Annotated in this window: 20 protein-coding genes; 16 read left to right on the plus strand and 4 right to left on the minus strand. The window is 44.9% G+C overall.

Features of this window, described 5'->3' with window-relative positions; all coding sequences use genetic code 11:
* The first annotated feature begins 51 nt into the window (after window positions 1-51).
* The 13 genes from rapB to QA442_RS03055 all read left to right on the plus strand — a co-directional run bounded on the left by rapB (window position 52) and on the right by QA442_RS03055 (window position 10,729).
* Entirely contained in the window at window positions 52-1,185 is a 1,134-nt protein-coding gene (gene rapB / locus QA442_RS02995; protein WP_095432232.1) for a response regulator aspartate phosphatase RapB, read from the plus strand.
* Between the two features lie 162 nt (window positions 1,186-1,347).
* Window positions 1,348-1,827, plus strand: a complete 480-nt coding sequence (locus QA442_RS03000) for a hypothetical protein (protein WP_095432231.1) — start codon at window positions 1,348-1,350, stop codon at window positions 1,825-1,827.
* A gap of 72 nt (window positions 1,828-1,899) precedes the next feature.
* Window positions 1,900-2,088: a stress response protein CsbD gene (gene csbD, locus QA442_RS03005; protein ID WP_095432230.1), complete on the plus strand. Its 189-nt coding sequence runs from the start codon at window positions 1,900-1,902 to the stop codon at window positions 2,086-2,088.
* Between the two features lie 206 nt (window positions 2,089-2,294).
* Window positions 2,295-3,551, plus strand: a complete 1,257-nt coding sequence (gene urtA / locus QA442_RS03010; RefSeq protein WP_095432229.1) for an urea ABC transporter substrate-binding protein — start codon at window positions 2,295-2,297, stop codon at window positions 3,549-3,551.
* A gap of 32 nt (window positions 3,552-3,583) precedes the next feature.
* Entirely contained in the window at window positions 3,584-4,486 is a 903-nt protein-coding gene (urtB, locus tag QA442_RS03015) for an urea ABC transporter permease subunit UrtB (protein ID WP_095432228.1), read from the plus strand.
* 11 nt (window positions 4,487-4,497) lie between these two features.
* Window positions 4,498-5,568, plus strand: a complete 1,071-nt coding sequence (gene urtC, locus QA442_RS03020; protein WP_095432227.1) for an urea ABC transporter permease subunit UrtC — start codon at window positions 4,498-4,500, stop codon at window positions 5,566-5,568.
* A complete protein-coding gene (urtD, locus tag QA442_RS03025; protein ID WP_095432226.1) occupies window positions 5,543-6,292 on the plus strand; it encodes an urea ABC transporter ATP-binding protein UrtD in 750 nt (249 codons plus the stop codon). Before urtC ends, urtD begins: the two co-directional genes overlap by 26 nt.
* Window positions 6,289-6,990, plus strand: coding sequence for an urea ABC transporter ATP-binding subunit UrtE (gene urtE / locus QA442_RS03030; RefSeq protein WP_095432225.1), 702 nt, complete (start codon window positions 6,289-6,291; stop codon window positions 6,988-6,990). Before urtD ends, urtE begins: the two co-directional genes overlap by 4 nt.
* A 99-nt stretch (window positions 6,991-7,089) precedes the next feature.
* Window positions 7,090-7,407 (plus strand): urease subunit gamma, encoded by a 318-nt coding sequence (gene ureA / locus QA442_RS03035; RefSeq protein WP_095432224.1) that lies wholly within the window; start codon window positions 7,090-7,092, stop codon window positions 7,405-7,407.
* A complete protein-coding gene (gene ureB, locus QA442_RS03040) occupies window positions 7,404-7,778 on the plus strand; it encodes an urease subunit beta (RefSeq protein WP_040081563.1) in 375 nt (124 codons plus the stop codon). Before ureA ends, ureB begins: the two co-directional genes overlap by 4 nt.
* A complete protein-coding gene (gene ureC, locus QA442_RS03045) occupies window positions 7,775-9,484 on the plus strand; it encodes an urease subunit alpha (RefSeq protein WP_095432223.1) in 1,710 nt (569 codons plus the stop codon). The genes ureB and ureC overlap by 4 nt, the downstream gene beginning before the upstream one ends.
* Window positions 9,485-9,618: 134 nt before the next feature.
* Complete coding sequence (locus QA442_RS03050) at window positions 9,619-10,020, plus strand: Rrf2 family transcriptional regulator (RefSeq protein ID WP_014665691.1); 402 nt, start codon at window positions 9,619-9,621, stop codon at window positions 10,018-10,020.
* Window positions 10,021-10,087: 67 nt separating this feature from the next.
* Window positions 10,088-10,729, plus strand: coding sequence for an NAD(P)-dependent oxidoreductase (locus QA442_RS03055; RefSeq protein ID WP_095432222.1), 642 nt, complete (start codon window positions 10,088-10,090; stop codon window positions 10,727-10,729).
* A gap of 34 nt (window positions 10,730-10,763) precedes the next feature.
* Here the strand turns inward: QA442_RS03055 and QA442_RS03060 are convergent, their stop codons facing one another.
* On the minus strand, window positions 10,764-11,147 hold the full coding sequence (locus QA442_RS03060) for a DUF5362 family protein (protein WP_040081566.1): 384 nt from the start codon (window positions 11,145-11,147) through the stop codon (window positions 10,764-10,766).
* Window positions 11,148-11,291: 144 nt separating this feature from the next.
* On the opposite strand from QA442_RS03060, the gene mta reads away from it, so the two are divergent.
* Window positions 11,292-12,065: a transcriptional activator Mta gene (mta, locus tag QA442_RS03065; RefSeq protein WP_095432221.1), complete on the plus strand. Its 774-nt coding sequence runs from the start codon at window positions 11,292-11,294 to the stop codon at window positions 12,063-12,065.
* A 22-nt stretch (window positions 12,066-12,087) separates the two neighbouring features.
* On the opposite strand, the gene cls is transcribed toward mta, so the two are convergent.
* Window positions 12,088-13,536: a cardiolipin synthase gene (cls, locus tag QA442_RS03070; RefSeq protein ID WP_095432220.1), complete on the minus strand. Its 1,449-nt coding sequence runs from the start codon at window positions 13,534-13,536 to the stop codon at window positions 12,088-12,090.
* Between the two features lie 243 nt (window positions 13,537-13,779).
* Between cls and QA442_RS03075 the strand changes: the two genes are divergently transcribed.
* Entirely contained in the window at window positions 13,780-14,217 is a 438-nt protein-coding gene (locus tag QA442_RS03075; RefSeq protein ID WP_014665686.1) for a DUF5392 family protein, read from the plus strand.
* Window positions 14,218-14,474: 257 nt separating this feature from the next.
* On the opposite strand, the gene QA442_RS03080 is transcribed toward QA442_RS03075, so the two are convergent.
* Together QA442_RS03080 and QA442_RS03085 are read right to left on the minus strand one after the other, a co-directional pair.
* Complete coding sequence (locus QA442_RS03080) at window positions 14,475-14,993, minus strand: DUF5362 family protein (protein ID WP_014665683.1); 519 nt, start codon at window positions 14,991-14,993, stop codon at window positions 14,475-14,477.
* Window positions 14,990-15,481, minus strand: coding sequence for a GNAT family N-acetyltransferase (locus tag QA442_RS03085; protein WP_080488051.1), 492 nt, complete (start codon window positions 15,479-15,481; stop codon window positions 14,990-14,992). Before QA442_RS03085 ends, QA442_RS03080 begins: the two co-directional genes overlap by 4 nt.
* Window positions 15,482-15,623: 142 nt before the next feature.
* Here QA442_RS03085 and spoIIQ point away from each other — a divergent pair, with 142 nt between their 5' ends.
* Window positions 15,624-16,496 carry a stage II sporulation protein SpoIIQ gene (gene spoIIQ, locus QA442_RS03090; RefSeq protein WP_014481160.1) on the plus strand — a complete coding sequence of 291 codons (873 nt, stop codon included), beginning with the start codon at window positions 15,624-15,626 and terminating at the stop codon, window positions 16,494-16,496.
* The last annotated feature ends 53 nt before the right edge of the window (window positions 16,497-16,549 follow it).

A 16,549-nucleotide genomic window follows, 5' to 3' on the forward strand; every position in this document is an offset into this window, starting at 1 on the left:
ATACATTATGATAAAATATAACCAATTAGAAAATAGAAAGGGTTGGAGGGCATGGCCGCGTACGAGATCCCGTCATCTCAAGTAGGAGTGAAAATCAATAAGTGGTATAAGCACATTTTAGCATTTCAAGTGGCTGATGCCGTAAAGCTGAAGGAAGAAATTGATCAAGACATAGAACAGATGGAAGAGGATCAGCTGCTTCTCTTGTATTATCAGCTGATCAGCTACAGGCACCAAATTATGCTGGATTATGTAAAGCCCGACCTGCACGAGGAATCTCAGCTTCAATATCGTGAATTGATCAAAAGGCTGGAAAGCAATCAGGACAGCATCTCCGGATTATCTGAGTATTATTTTCACTTGTTTAGAGGAATGTACGAATTTGAACAGAACAATTACATCTCCGCTATATCCTTTTACCGGAAAGCTGAGAAGATGCTTGCGTTTGTAGAAGATGAAATTGAAAGAGCGGAATTTCATTTTAAGGTGGCAGAAGTCTTTTATATTATGAAGCAGACGCACTTTTCCATGAACCACGCCGTACAGGCGCTGGAGACGTATAAGGCTAACGATTTTTACAGAGTCAGAAGAATTCAATGCCATTTCGTCATATCAGGAAATTACATAGACTACAGAAATTATGAAAAAGCGCTTGAGCATTTGGATGACGCATACCGTCTTGCTTTATTGGAGGGACAGCCCCGTTTGATCGGATCAGCCCTTTATAATATCGGGAATTGCTATGATGACAAGGGGGAGCTGGATCAAGCCGCCGAATACTTTGAAAAAGCGCTTCCAGTCTTCGAGGATTATCAGCTTGAACAGCTTCCAAAAACGCTCTTCAGCCTGACCCGCGTTCTTTTCAAAAAACAAGATGCCGAGGCTGCGATGCACTACTATGAAAAGGGAATTGCCATCGCCAAAAAACGTAACGACTTCTTCAGTCTGGCAAAATATAAATTTCTGCAGGCCTTATATGTGGAATCTGTCAATTTGGATATGATTCAAGAAGTATTTGATTATATGGAAGAAAAAGGCCTGTACGTATATATTGAAGAATTTGCTTTAGATGCTGCCTCCCATTTCAGTCATCGTGAGCAATATAAAGAAGCGGTGTATTTTTATGAAAAAGCGGTCAGCATGAGAGAGATGATTCAAAGGAACGATTGTTTATATAAAGTATGAGACAAAACCATCTGCCGGCAGATGGTTTTTTTATATGCAAAAAAAAGGGGAGCATCGGAACGTTTATTTCCGGGGAGAACAGGAAAAATCGCTACAGCACTGTTTTTTGTACAAAAGCCGTTTTGGGATGCAGATATACATGATTGATTGAGGGGGAATTCGATGTTTGGTTTCAATGATATGGTGAAGTTTCTATGGTCTTTCCTCATTGTTCTGCCGCTTGTACAGATCATACATGTTTCGGGGCACAGCTTTATGGCCTTTATTTTTGGCGGAAAAGGCTCATTGGATATTGGAATGGGAAAAACACTGCTTAAGATTGGGCCAATACGGTTCAGAACGATTTATTTTATCGATTCTTTTTGCCGATACGGGGATTTGAAGATTGACAATCGATTCTCAAATGCACTCGTGTATGCCGGAGGCTGCCTGTTTAACCTTATCACGATTTTTGCAGTCAATCTGCTGATTATCCACAGTGTATTAAAGCCGAATGTGTTTTTCTATCAGTTTGTCTATTTTTCTACGTATTACGTGTTTTTCGCCCTTCTGCCGGTTCGGTATTCAGAGAAAAAGTCATCAGACGGGCTGGCGATATACAAAGTGCTCCGTCACGGAGAGCGCTACGAAATCGATAAATAACATTCGAATGTTTAGTGCCTCTCAGATCGGGAAGGTAACAAGTACACATATAAATGAGGGGAGAGAATCAACATGGGTAACGATAGTGTAAAAGACAAAATGAAAGGCGGCTTTAATAAAGCCAAAGGAGAAGTGAAGGATAAAGCCGGAGATATGACTGACAGAACGGATATGAAGGCTGAAGGCAAAAAAGATAAGGCGAAAGGCGAAATCCAAAAGGATATCGGGAAAGCGAAGGATAAATTCTCAGATAAAGATTAATCATACGGAAGAGGCAGGAAACGATATGTTTCTTGTCTTTTTTTTGTTCACTTTTTCTGATGTGAATAAATATAACAAAAAAAGCATCTGATTTGGTCAAAATATCTAAATTTTTCAAATATTATTTGAATTGATGAATCTCTTCTATATAATAATGACATGAGTTGTTAACTTTTGTAACATCACATGACAAAGGGAGGTTCTGAATGAAAAACAAAGGGGTTGGAATACAGGCTGTTTTTCTGTTGTGTCTGATCATGGTGTTGATGGCAGGGTGTGCTGCGCCGAAGAAAGTGTCAGAAGCCAGCGGAAGTGCGAAAAAAACAGTTGATATCGACACAAGCGGGGATTCAGTGAAGGTCGGGATTCTTCACTCACTAAGCGGGACAATGGCGATCAGCGAAGTGTCCGTCCATGATGCAGAGTTAATCGCGATTCAAGAAATCAACCAAAAAGGCGGAGTTCTCGGCAAAAAGCTTGAACCCGTCGTGGAAGACGGCGCTTCAGACTGGCCTACATATGCGGAAAAAATGAGAAAGCTGCTTCAGCAAGACAAAGTGGCTGCTGTTTTTGGCGGATGGACATCTGCTAGCCGCAAAGCCATGCTTCCGGTTGTGGAGCAAAACAATGGGCTGCTGTTCTATCCGGTGCAGTACGAGGGAATGGAGACATCACCTAATATTTTTTATACCGGAGCAACGACGAATCAGCAAATTGTGCCAGCTGTGGATTATCTGCTGAAAAATAAAGGTAAAAAGTTCTTTATGATCGGATCAGATTACGTGTTCCCGAAAACAGCCAATAAAATCATTAAAGCACAAGTAAAAGCGGACGGAGGAGAAATTGCCGGTGAAGAGTATACGCCGCTAGGCCACACCAATTACAGTACGCTCGTCAGCAAAATCAAAGAAAAACAGCCCGATGTCATTTTTAACACATTAAACGGCGACAGCAACGTGGCGTTTTTCAAACAGCTGAAAGATGCGGGGATATCGGCTGATGATATGCCTGTCATGTCGGCAAGTGTCGCTGAGGAAGAAATTAGGGGGATCGGCCCTGATGTGCTAAAAGGACATTATGCGGTGTGGAATTACTTCCAGACAACCAATACGAGCGAAAATCAAACATTCGTGAAGAACTATAAAAAAATGAACGGCGATAGCCGGGTGACGAGCGATCCGATTGAAGCCGGCTATAATGCGGTCTATCTCTGGGCAGCGGCAGTTGAAAAAGCCAAGTCCTTTGATGTCGATAAGGTGAAGAAAGCGGCTGACGGGATTTCATTCAAGGCCCCGGGCGGCACAGTGAAAATTGACGGTGATACACAGCATCTCTACAAAACGGTCAGAATCGGGCAAATCACGGGGGATGGACAGTTTAAAGAAGTATGGAACTCAGGTGAACCGGTAAAACCTGATCCATATTTAAAAACGTACGACTGGGCAAAGGGGTTATCTAAATAAATCAAAGCCGTTTGCGGGGGAGGAGGCGGAGCATGTCTGTCGTCGTTACTCAATTATTTAACGGGATCAGTCTCGGTTCTATTTTAATTCTCATTGCGATTGGATTGGCCGTTACATTCGGTTTGATGAACATGATTAATATGGCGCACGGTGAGCTGATTATGGCAGGAGCCTACACGACATATGTCGTTCAGCAGCTGTTTTTAAGCTATTTGCCGGCTTCTCTGTTTTCTTACTATTTTTTAATCGCGATCATCATGGCGTTTGCGGTTGCGGCGTTTATTGGGATTGTCATTGAAAAAGTGATTGTCAGGCGATTATATGACCGTCCGCTCGACAGCCTTTTGGCGACGTGGGGGGTGAGCTTGATACTGCAGCAGGCAGCAAGATCAATTTTTGGCGCGCCGAATGTGGCCGTCAAATCACCTGAGTGGCTGACGGGAGGGGTGACGCTGTTTTCGGTTACCTTTCCGTATAAAAGGCTGTTTATTTTGGCGCTCGTTCTTTTTACGCTGGCACTGCTCGGTTTCTATTTATTTAAAACCTCTGCGGGGCGGCGGATGCAGGCAGTTACGCTGAACCGGAGCATGGCATCGTGTCTCGGCGTATCTGTGAGAAAAACAGATACATTGGCTTTCGCGCTCGGAAGCGGACTGGCCGGTATCGCGGGGAGCTCACTCACATTGCTTGGTTCGATCGGGCCTACTCTCGGTTCCTCATACCTCGTCGATGCCTTCATGATCGTCATATTAGGCGGAATTGGCAAATTAAAAGGCACTATTATCGGCGCGGTGACGATCGGTTTGCTGAGCACATTCGTTGAGTATTCCACAAGCGCTACGATTGCAAAGGTAGTCGTGTTTGCATTTATTATTCTCTTTCTGCAATGGCGGCCTTCAGGTCTTGCGAGTGTCAGAACGAGATTACTTGATTAGGAGGGAACCGGATGAAGCGGTTTTCACAATTCAGTCCGTATCTGGTGATGTTTGCCCTTTTTATCGCCGCTCCGTTCTTTCTGCAGGAGTTTCGATTAGGGCTGTTGGCGAAGTTTTTATGCTTCGCGATTGTGGCGGTCGGCATTTGCCTGATTTGGGGATATACAGGCATTTTGAGTTTGGGACATGGCGTCTTTTTCGGGTTGGGCGCTTACTGCATGGCCATGTACTTAAAAATAGAAGCCTCACCGTCAGGCATTCCTGATTTTATGGAGTGGACCGGCGTCAGTGAACTGCCGTGGATATGGGCAATGTTCAGGCATCCTTTTGCTGCGATTGCTGCAGCCGTTATTGTTCCTGTTTTTTTGGCCTTTTCACTCGGTTACTTTACCTTCCGCAACAACATAAAGGGTGTTTATTTTTCGTTGATCTCTCAGGCTGTTGTGGTTGTTGTTGTCACACTGTTCATCGGCAGCCAGGACATCACCGGCGGCACGAATGGCCTCACGAATTTCTTTACCGTTTTTCAATATGCTCTGGCCGATCCTGCAATAAAGCAGATTTTGTATTTTACGACAGTCTTTTTCCTCGGTGTTTCTGTCATGTTTGCTTTGTTTCTGACGAGAAGCCGTTTTGGGCGGCTATTGCAGGCGGTGCGCGACGGAGAAAGCAGAGTCCGTTTTTTCGGATATCACTCCACCGTTTTTAAAGTGTTTATTTACTGTGTATCTGCTGCGATGGCGGGGATTGCCGGGATGCTGTTTGTGCTTCAGGATGGGATGATCTCGCCGGAAATGATGGGCATCATCCCTTCGGTGGAAATGGTGCTGTGGGTCGCAATCGGCGGCAGGCACTCCATTTTCGGGGCGGTGCTTGGCGCGCTGTTAACGAACTGCATGAAAAGCTATTTAAGCGAATATTACCCTGACATTTGGCTGTACTTCCTCGGCGCGCTGTTTATCATTGTGGTGCTCTATATGCCAAAAGGGATTATCGGGCTGTTCGAGAAGATTAGAACCCAGCTTTCTTCCTCGAAAAAGAAAGGAGCGGCTACTTATGAAACCGATACTTACCTGCCGTGACGTGAAGGTTGAGTTTGACGGATTTTGGGCCTTGCAGGGCGTTGATATCAGCGTGCAGGAACGTGATATCCATTTTTTAATTGGGCCGAACGGCGCCGGAAAAACGACTTTGCTGGACATCATTTGCGGAAAAACGAAGCCGCATTCAGGCGAAGTGCTATTTCAAGAAACGAATGAACTGACAAAAGCGCGGGAATATCAGATCGCCAAACTGGGGGTCGCCAGAAAGTTTCAGGCTCCGAGTGTTTTTATGCAGCTGACTGTGTTTGAGAACCTCGAACTTGCCATGAAACAGAAAAAAACGATCCTTTCACTGCTGACAGCTCGTATGACAAAAGAGCAAAGTGACAGGATCATAGACATCCTGCGGCTGATTGGGTTAGATGACAAATGGGATCTAACAGCTGGCAGCCTGTCACACGGACAGAAGCAATGGCTTGAGATCGGCATGCAGCTCGCCATGGAGCCGAAGCTTTTGCTGCTGGATGAACCGATTGCCGGCATGACAGGAAAGGAGCGGGAAAAAACCGGAGCCCTGCTTGAAGAAATTGCAAAAACGTGCACTGTTCTGATTGTCGAGCACGATATGGATTTTGTGCGCTCGTTTTCCAGAAAAGTCACGGTCATGCATGAAGGCAAAGTGCTTTGTGAAGGGTCGATGGATGACATCACAAGCAATGAAGAGGTGGCAGAGGTGTATTTAGGAAGGAGCGGTGTGTCATGATTGCCGTCAGGAATGTAACGTCCGGTTACGATCAATCGATGGTTTTGCACAGCCTCAGCATGGAGGTTCGCGAGGGGCAGATTGTCGCTGTATTAGGCCGAAACGGAGTCGGCAAATCCACCTTGCTGAAAACAATCATAGGCCTGCTTCCGGCAAAAAAGGGGGATATTTGTTTTAATCAAACGTTTGTTCAAAACGAAAAGGCGGAAACACGGGCAAGAACGGGAATTGCGTACGTTCCGCAGGGAAGAGACATCTTTTCCTCCTTAACTGTTCGTGACAACCTGCTGCTTGGGGAAGAGCCGCTTCCGAAGAAGGAGCGAACGGGGCAGGTCAAGGAAGACATTTTTCAATGGTTTCCTGTTTTAAAGGAGATGCTTGACCGCAAAGGCGGCGATTTAAGCGGAGGCCAGCAGCAGCAGCTTGCAATTGCCAGAGCGCTGATGGGAAATCCAAAAATTATTTTACTTGATGAACCAATGGAAGGAATTCAGCCATCAATTATCGAACTAATCAGACAAGTTATCGTAGAAATTTCCAGAAAAAAAGACATTTCCGTTGTTTTAGTCGAGCACAGTCTGGAAAACGCGTTAACATGTGCTGACTACCTTTATGTGATCGACAGGGGAACGGTTGTCGACCATGGAAAGGCCGATGAAGAAACGGCACGCCGCTTTGAAAGGCATCTTACCGTATGACCCGGTACTTGAAGAAAGGGAGGTGATGTCCCGCCTGCATGCTCCAAAAATTCGTAGTAACCGCATCCGCTTTATATGACAAAAGAAGGAGGATTACAGATGAAACTGACACCGGTTGAACAAGAAAAATTGCTCATTTTTGCAGCGGGGGAATTAGCCAAACAGCGAAAGGCGCGGGGCGTTCTGCTGAACTATCCTGAGGCTGCCGCTTATATCACCTGCATTATTATGGAAGGCGCGCGTGATGGGAAGGGAGTAGCAGAGCTGATGGAAGCCGGCCGCCATGTGTTAATGGAAAAAGATGTGATGGAGGGTGTGCCTGAGATGCTGGACAGCATTCAGGTGGAGGCCACATTCCCGGATGGAGTAAAGCTTGTTACGGTACATCAGCCAATTTCTGCGGAGGTGAAGTCATGAAGCCGGGGGCATTTCAAATTGCTGAGGGAACGATAACGATTAATGAAGGCCGTGAGACACGGGAGATTACGGTAAAAAACACCGGATCACGCTCCATTCAAGTCGGCTCGCATTTTCATTTTGCGGAAGCAAACGGGTCTTTATTATTTGACCGTGAGCTGGCGATCGGCATGCGCCTTGATGTTCCATCGGGCACGTCGGTCCGTTTTGAGCCTGGAGAGCAGAAAACGGTCACACTTGTGGAAATCGGAGGACGCAAGACAATTAGAGGCCTGAACGGAATGGCCGACACGTTTATCGATGAACGCGGCAAAGAAAAAACATTGGCCAACTTAAAACAAGCCGGCTGGATGGAGGGTGTAATCCGATGAAAATGTCACGGAAGGAATATGCGGAGCTGTTTGGCCCGACAACGGGCGATAAAATCAGATTGGGCGACACGGATTTATGGATCGAAGTCGAAAAGGATTTCACAGTATACGGTGAAGAAATGATCTTTGGCGGCGGAAAAACGATCCGCGACGGCATGGGCCAAAACGGCAGAATTACAGGGAAGGACGGCGCTTTGGATTTGGTTATCACCAACGTCGTGCTATTGGATTACAAAGGCATTGTCAAAGCGGATGTCGGTGTGAAGGATGGCCGGATTGTCGGCGTCGGAAAAAGCGGAAATCCTGATATCATGGATGGTGTCGATCCGCATATGGTCATCGGAGCGGGTACAGAGGTGATTTCCGGTGAAGGCAAAATTTTAACAGCCGGGGGAGTGGACACACACATTCATTTTATTTGTCCACAGCAGATGGAAGTTGCGCTTTCTTCAGGTGTGACGACCCTTTTGGGAGGCGGAACAGGACCCGCAACAGGCAGCAAAGCGACCACTTGTACATCCGGCGCATGGTATATGGCGAGAATGCTGGAAGCGGCCGAAGCATTTCCAATCAATGTCGGCTTCTTAGGGAAAGGGAATGCATCCGATAAAGCGCCGCTGATCGAGCAGGTGGAAGCCGGCGCCATCGGCCTTAAGCTTCATGAAGACTGGGGCACGACGCCAAGCGCCATTAAAACGTGTATGGAAGTTGTGGATGAGGCTGATATTCAAGTTGCCATCCATACAGATACGATTAATGAAGCGGGATTTTTGGAAAACACGCTCGACGCGATTGGGGACCGGGTCATTCATACCTATCACATTGAAGGTGCAGGCGGCGGACATGCCCCGGATATTATGAAGCTCGCCTCTTACGCGAACATTCTGCCGTCATCTACAACGCCAACCATTCCTTATACCGTTAATACGATGGATGAGCATCTTGATATGATGATGGTCTGTCACCATTTAGATGCGAAAGTGCCTGAAGATGTGGCGTTCAGCCATTCCAGAATCAGAGCTGCGACGATTGCCGCGGAGGATATTCTCCATGATATCGGTGCGATCAGCATGACATCATCGGATTCCCAAGCGATGGGACGGGTCGGTGAAGTGATCATTCGAACGTGGCAGGTAGCCGATAAAATGAAAAAGCAGCGAGGCGCTCTTGCTGGCGAAAATGGAAACGACAATGTGCGCGCAAAACGGTACATTGCCAAATACACGATAAATCCGGCAATTACGCACGGGCTCAGCCATGAAGTCGGCTCGGTGGAAAAAGGGAAGCTTGCCGATCTCGTTCTGTGGGACCCGGTATTTTTTGGTGTAAAACCGGAGCTGGTCTTAAAGGGCGGCATGATTGCACGTGCGCAAATGGGAGATCCGAACGCTTCCATCCCGACTCCTGAACCGGTTTTCATGCGCCAAATGTATGCGTCTTACGGAAAAGCCAACAACTCAACTTCGATTACATTCATGTCTCAGGCAAGCATAGAGCGGGGTGTGGCGGAAAGCTTAGGGTTGCAAAAAAGAATTTCTCCTGTCAAAAATATCAGAAAGCTGAGCAAGCTGGATATGAAATTGAACTCAGCTTTGCCGAAGATCGAGGTTGATCCAAAAACCTATCAGGTCTTCGCTGATGGGGAGGAATTGTCTTGCCAGCCTGTCGATTATGTTCCGCTTGGACAAAGATATTTTTTATTCTGATAAGACGCGGCCGGAGTGCATCCGGCCGTTATATTGACTAAAAACGGTGCACAAAACACGTGTATTTAGTGTATATTAGATGTTGACAAACGAACTAAATGTAACTATTATAGTTACAACGGTGGTGAAAAAACATGATTAACAGCCGTCTTGCTGTTGCCATTCATATTTTATCCCTCATCTCGATGGATGAAAAAACATCTTCAGAAATCATTGCTGACAGTGTCAACACGAATCCGGTAGTGGTCCGAAGAATGATCAGCCTGCTGAAAAAAGCTGATATTCTCACCTCACGCGCAGGTGTGCCTGGTGCAAGCCTCAGAAAAGATCCGGCGGATATTTCTCTTTTAGAAGTGTACCGGGCTGTCCAAAAGCAAGAAGAACTCTTTGCGGTTCATGAAAATCCAAACCCGAAATGTCCGGTAGGGAAAAAAATTCAGAACGCCCTGGATGAAACGTTTGAAAGTGTCCAAAGAGCGATGGAAAATGAACTGGCAAGCAAGTCATTAAAAGATGTTATGAATCATCTCTTTTAGACAAAAGGGATGACTTCTCACCGCTAACATGTAACTAAAATTGTTACAAACAAGGAGGAAATGAAAAATGAAAATTGGAATTATCGGGGCAAGCGGAAAAGCAGGAAATGAGATTTTGAAAGAAGCGAAAACAAGAGGCCATGAAGTGACTGCCATCGTCCGAAATGCTTCAAAAGTGCAGGAACAGGACGTAGCGGTTTTGGAGAAAGATGTGTTTGAACTGACTGCAGAAGACATCAAGCCTTTTGACGCGGTCGTAAATGCTTTTGGGGCAGCGCCTGGCCAGGAACATCTTCATGTAGAAGCAGGCAGAGCACTCATCAGCATCTTAAAAGACGCGAAGCACACAAGATTGCTTGTTGTTGGCGGAGCGGGAAGCCTGTTTGTTGATGAAGCCAAAACAACCCGTTTAATGGATACGCCGGAATTTCCGAAAGAATATTTGCCAACTGCATCAAATCAAGGCGAGAACCTGAAAGACTTGCAGCAGACAGACTCTATTTCCTGGACATTCCTCAGTCCTGCGGCATTTTTTGATCCGGCAGGAAAACGGACTGGCTCTTACCAAAAAGGGAAAGACAATGTCATCGTAAATTCCAAAGGCGACAGCTATATCAGCTATGCAGATTATGCCATTGCCGTGTTGGATGAGCTTGAAAATCCCGAACACAAAAATGAGCGCTTCACAGTGGTAAGCGAAGCGGAATAATAAAAAACCCGGAGCCAGCTCCGGGTTTTTCTCATTAATAAGTGCTGTACGTATCGCTGAATATGCCGTCAGCAATCCCAAGCATGAAAAAGATAAAGAAGGCGATGATCGCAAGAATGGATACAGCAATGCTTACGATCAAATAAATCCCTTGCATCTTTACGAATTTCGCGTAATTCTCCAGCATTAAGTCTTCAGACTGTCCGCTATTGTGTTCAGCCATTTGGCCTGCTTCTCTAGCTGACCTCATCAAAAAGATGCCGGAAATAATTTGAAGCACGCCCGGCACGGCACCGATTAGAAAAAAGAACGCGCCGGAAAGCGCGGTAATTGCGCCCATAATAATAAATAAAATGCCTGTAGCTTTTCCCCATTTTGAAATGCTGATGAGGGTTTTGTTCATTGTTTCAGGATTCATGTATAGTAGCTCCCCTTTACAAAAAAATACTCACTTTTCTTTTATACACTATTTGTGAGAAGTTTTGTATATAGAAAACAACATTTTTGGGATTGACCATAACGCTGCGTGATTGTTTACGATAAAAAAGAGGAGGTGTTATGTATGAAATATCAAGTCAAACAAGTGGCGGAAATATCGGGCGTCAGCATTCGGACGCTTCATCACTATGACCATATTGAGCTTCTGATTCCTTCAGCGCTTACTGATGCTGGGTATCGATTGTACAGTGACGCAGATCTGGAACGACTGCAGCAGATTTTATTTTTCAAGGAAATTGGGTTTCGTCTGGATGAAATTAAAGAGATGCTGGATCATCCGAATTTTGACCGGAAAGCGGCGCTTCAGTCGCAAAAGGAAATATTGATGAAGAAAAAACAAAGAATGGAAGAAATGATTCAAACAATAGACAGGACGCTTTTGTCCGTTGATGGAGGGGAAACGATGAATAAACGGGATTTATTTGCCGGATTAAGCATGAAAGACATTGAAGAGCACCAGCAGACATACGCTGATGAAGTCAGAAAGCTGTATGGAAAGGAAATCGCAGAAGAAACAGAGAAAAGGACGTCTTCTTACTCGGCAGATGATTGGCGCACGATTATGGATGAATTCGATTCGATTTACAGACGAATTGCGGCACGAATGAAACATGGGCCCGATGATGCAGAGGTTCAGGACGCAGTGGGGGCATTTCGCAATCATATTTGCCAATATCATTACGATTGCACACTCGACATTTTCAGGGGACTTGGAGAAGTGTATATCACTGACGCGCGATTTACTGATTCGATCGATCAATATGGAGAAGGTCTTGCCGCTTTTTTGCGGGAGGCGATCATTATTTACTGTGACCATCAAGACAAAACCCGGCCGTAAAGGCCGGGTTTTTTGGCGCATCTTATAAGATCGGCGACAACAGCCGCGAGACGGATTCTTTTATACGAATCCACAACGGGCGCTGCAGGTACTCTTCATAGGTGAATTTTCTGGATACTAGCAAATCTTCTTTAAAAGTTGAAACCAGTTTTTTAGCAATGGTGATATCGTAAATAAATGCATTAACCTCAAAATTCAGCCTGAAGCTTCGGACATCAATGTTCGCTGTGCCGACTGAAGCGATTTCGTCATCCACCACGATTGTTTTCGCGTGAATAAAGCCGTTATCATAAATATAGACAGTCGCTCCGGCTTTCAGCAGATCGCCGATGTATGAAAGCGTGGCCCAGTATACGAAGGCATGATCAGGCTTGTTCGGGATCATAATATTGACGTCAACACCCGATAGGCACGCGATCCTCAAAGCATCCAGCAGGCTTGCGTCCGGGATAAAATAAGGCGTTTGAATCAAAATGGAACGCTTGGCGTTCGATATCATTTTGATGTAGCCATTTTTAATTTGTTCCCATTCCGAATCAGGGCCGCTTGTGACAATCTGCATCCCGACGTTGCCTTTTGGGCCGTAATCAGGAAAGTGATTCGGAATATATGTCAGCGTATGGTGATGTGAAGCTTGGTTCCAGTCAAGGATGAACCGTGTTTGGATGGCGTGCACGGCCGTCCCTTGCAGCCTGATATGCGTATCCCGCCAATAACCGAATTTCGGATTAAGCCCCAGATACTCATCTCCGACATTAAAACCTCCGACATACCCGGTCATGCCGTCTATGATCACAAGCTTTCGATGGTTCCGATAATTCAGCCGCAGGTTAATCGGCCTGAGCTTTGAAGGAAAAAAGACCTCCACATGCCCGCCAGCCTCGCGAAGCTCTTTAAAAAACTTTTTTCTCAGCGTTCTGGACCCGAGTTCATCATAAAGCACTCTGACCTGAACACCTTCTTTCGCTTTTTGGATGAGAGCGTCCCGCAATTTTTTGCCTAATTCATCACCTTTATAAATATAATACTGTAAGTGGATATGATCCTTAGCCTTTGAAATGTCATTCAGCAGCCGCTGAAATTTATCCCGTCCGTCTGTAATGACGTCAACTGAATTATCCTCTGTAAACACAGCATGATTATTCATGATCAGCATATAAATTAAATCTTTGTTATCAAAGGTTGCCCGGTTGTTGAACTGGAATTGCTTGGTTTCTAAATCTTCAAGCTGATGTTTCAGCAGTCTTTCGATTCCAATCTTTTTTCGGTCTTCCCATTGAAACAAATGCTTGCGTCTAAGATTATGGCCGAATAATAGGTATAAAATAAAGCCTAAAACGGGAATAAAGAAAAGAACAAGCAGCCACGCCCAAGATGCGCTGGCATCGCGCCGTTCTTTGAAGATGACAATGATCGCCAAAAGAATATTTAAAATGAAAAAAAGTGATAAAAGGATGGAAGAAATACTCACTTTGTAACCCCGCTCATTCATATTTATCAAGAAGATTGCCATTAGTATTCCATGAATAACAGTGATCTGATTCCCATTACAAATTATAACACTCACATTTTAAAAGAATAAAGAGCGGCGATCCAGATTCTTCGTGAAAAATACGGGCAGATTTCTTTAAAACCGGCTTGCACCTGCGTTAAAATAAACACATATGATAACGTTCGTGAAGCCTTGCAACAACAAATAAAGGGGGAGGATAACATGAACTTTTACAGAGTCGAACAAATGCCGGGGTTCATCAAAACAGAAATGCAAAAAATTCAAAAGGCTGTACAGCCTTTCATGAAAAAAACCGTCATTTACCGTTTTCTTGCTATTCCGCTTGCTGCATTCTCTCTCTTTAATTTAGCTGCTTTTCTATTTCACGCTTCAGCTGACAGGGGATCCCTGATCAGTGCGGGCATATTCGCTCTTTTGGCGGCGCTCGGGCTGGCGTTTTTTAAAGAGGCAGGCTATCAGCACAAACAAATCCAAAAAACGGTTCACATCTATATGCTGAACAGGATCAAAAAGAGCGACATCCTTTCAGAAGAACGGAAAAACTCCTACGCACGACAGATAAAGGAAGAACCGTTTGCGATGCGGAGTTTTGTTGAATTTTTGACTGAGGAAGACAGACGCAAGAAAATGTATGAATAAAAGCTGCACCCGGATTGTTGGATTTTCCAGACAATCCGGGTGTTTTTTTGTATGCAGATACCAGACCTCATGGACAGTTTTTTTTTGTTATTTATGTCTGGGGTGATTTTCCTCTACTAGTGATGTCTGATTGTATGCTTGCTTCAAGACTTGGTGTTTACGCCAGCCTGCTTTGATTGACAATTTTACGGAAATCGACAAATAAAAAAGGCATGGTTCCGTTTGATCTGGAACTCATGCCCTGTCCTGTTTCATCATTATTCAAACACCGGATCGTCCTCATAATAGTAAGAATCCGGATCATCATACGAAGGGGTATTTTCAAAAGCAGCAATGCCGATTATCACCAGCACGAAAATGGCTACAATAATTCCGATCAGGCAGGTGACGATACTGGATGCTGCGTAAAACAGCTGCATTTTAATAAATGTCGCGTAATTTTCAAGCATGCTTTCGCCAGCGCTGCCGGCTAAATTTCCTTCGGCTTCAGCGGCTGCTTTTGCCGAGCGCATTAAAAATACGCCTGAAATAATGAGCAGTACGCCCGGAATGGCGCCAATTACTGTCATTAAAGCAGACAGTGTAACAAGCGATCCCATAATAATGAACAAGATGCCGGAAATTTTGCCCCACTTGGCAATGGCGGATAGCGACTTGACAGCAGAGGCGCTCAGCTGGCGGCTCTCATTTTCCGCAGGCGCAGTCTCCTGCTCAACGGGGCTGTTTTCTTCATTATGATTTTCCATTTCGTTTTCATCTTTATCCAAACTAATCATGACAGCTCTCTCCCTAAAATTTTTAAATCGTATCTTTTCCCGTCCATTTCGGCGATGCCGGGGAATAGTCCCCATTCTGCAAACCCGTGCTTTTCAAACAGCTTCAGGCTTGGTTTATTATGTCCGAAAATGAAGGCCATAAGTGAGCGGATGCCAAGATCCGGCGCAATGCGGAGCGCTTCCTGAAGCAAAAATGATCCAACACCTTTGCCGCGGCATGCTTCGTCAATGTATATGCTGACCTCCGCTGTTTTATTATAGGCCGGCCTTCCATAAAATGTTTCAAAACTGATCCAGGCAGCGACGTTTCCGTTTTCGTCCTCGGCAACATAGAGCGGACGTGACTCTGTATGTCCCAAAAACCATTCCATCCGATCTTCAGGAGTTACCGGTTCGGTATCGGCTGTTACCATTCGAGAAGCGATCGTTGAATTATAAATCGCAACAACAGCCTCCAGATCTTTATGTTCAGCAAGACGCAATGTCATGTTCATGCGTATTAGGCACTCCTCTCAAAAAAATGACATATTTTCGTTTTAGTCTGCGCAAACTACATCTAAAAAAAGTTTTTTTGGATAGGTGTATATATTTTCAGAAAAGTGTTCAGAATGTTGCTGAGGTGATGAAACAATGAGAGAGGAAGAAAAGAAAACTTCTCAAGTCAAAAAACTTCAGCAGTTTTTTCGTAAACGCTGGGTGTTCCCTGCAATTTACTTAGTCAGTGCGGCCGTCATTTTAACAGCTGTCCTTTGGTATCAATCAGTATCAAATGATGAAGTGAAGGATCAGTTAGCTGATAACGGCGGAAACTCTGCATATGACAACAACGACGATGCAGTTGAAGTAGGAAAGTCAATGGAAAATGTCGCAATGCCGGTTGTTGATTCTGAAAACGTTTCTGTTGTGAAAAAGTTCTATGAAACCGATGCCGCAAAAGAAGAGAAAGAAGCAGCACTCGTTACCTATAATAACACGTACAGCCTAAGCAAAGGAATTGACTTAGCTGAGAAAGACGGAAAAGATTTCGATGTTTCTGCTTCTCTGAGCGGTACGGTTGTCAAAGCTGAAAAAGATCCAGTGCTGGGATATGTTGTAGAAGTTGAACATGCCGACGGTTTGTCGACTGTGTATCAATCCCTTTCTGAAGTAAGTGTTGAGCAAGGTGACAAAGTAAAACAAAACCAAGTGATCGGAAAATCTGGCAAGAACCTTTACAGTGAAGACAGCGGAAACCACGTGCACTTTGAAATCCGTAAAGATGGAGTCGCAATGAATCCGTTAAACTTTATGGACAAGCCGGTTTCTTCTATTGAAAAAGCAGCAGCTGCTGAAGAAAAAGCTGCCACACAAGAAACAGAAGAATCCATTCAGCAATCTTCCGAAAAAAAGGATGGATCAACTGAAAAAGGAACAGAAGAAAAGTCCGGTGAGAAAAAGGACGATTCAACTGACAAATCTGGTTCTAAAGAAAGCAGCACAACAGAAGACACTGAACAGTCTTAATCTAGAAAACGTCTATCCGTGTGATGGACGTTTTTTTTGTTACTTTCTGCTTT

It is taken from the genome of Bacillus stercoris (genome assembly GCF_029772985.1).
Classification (GTDB): Bacteria; Bacillota; Bacilli; order Bacillales; family Bacillaceae; genus Bacillus; species Bacillus stercoris.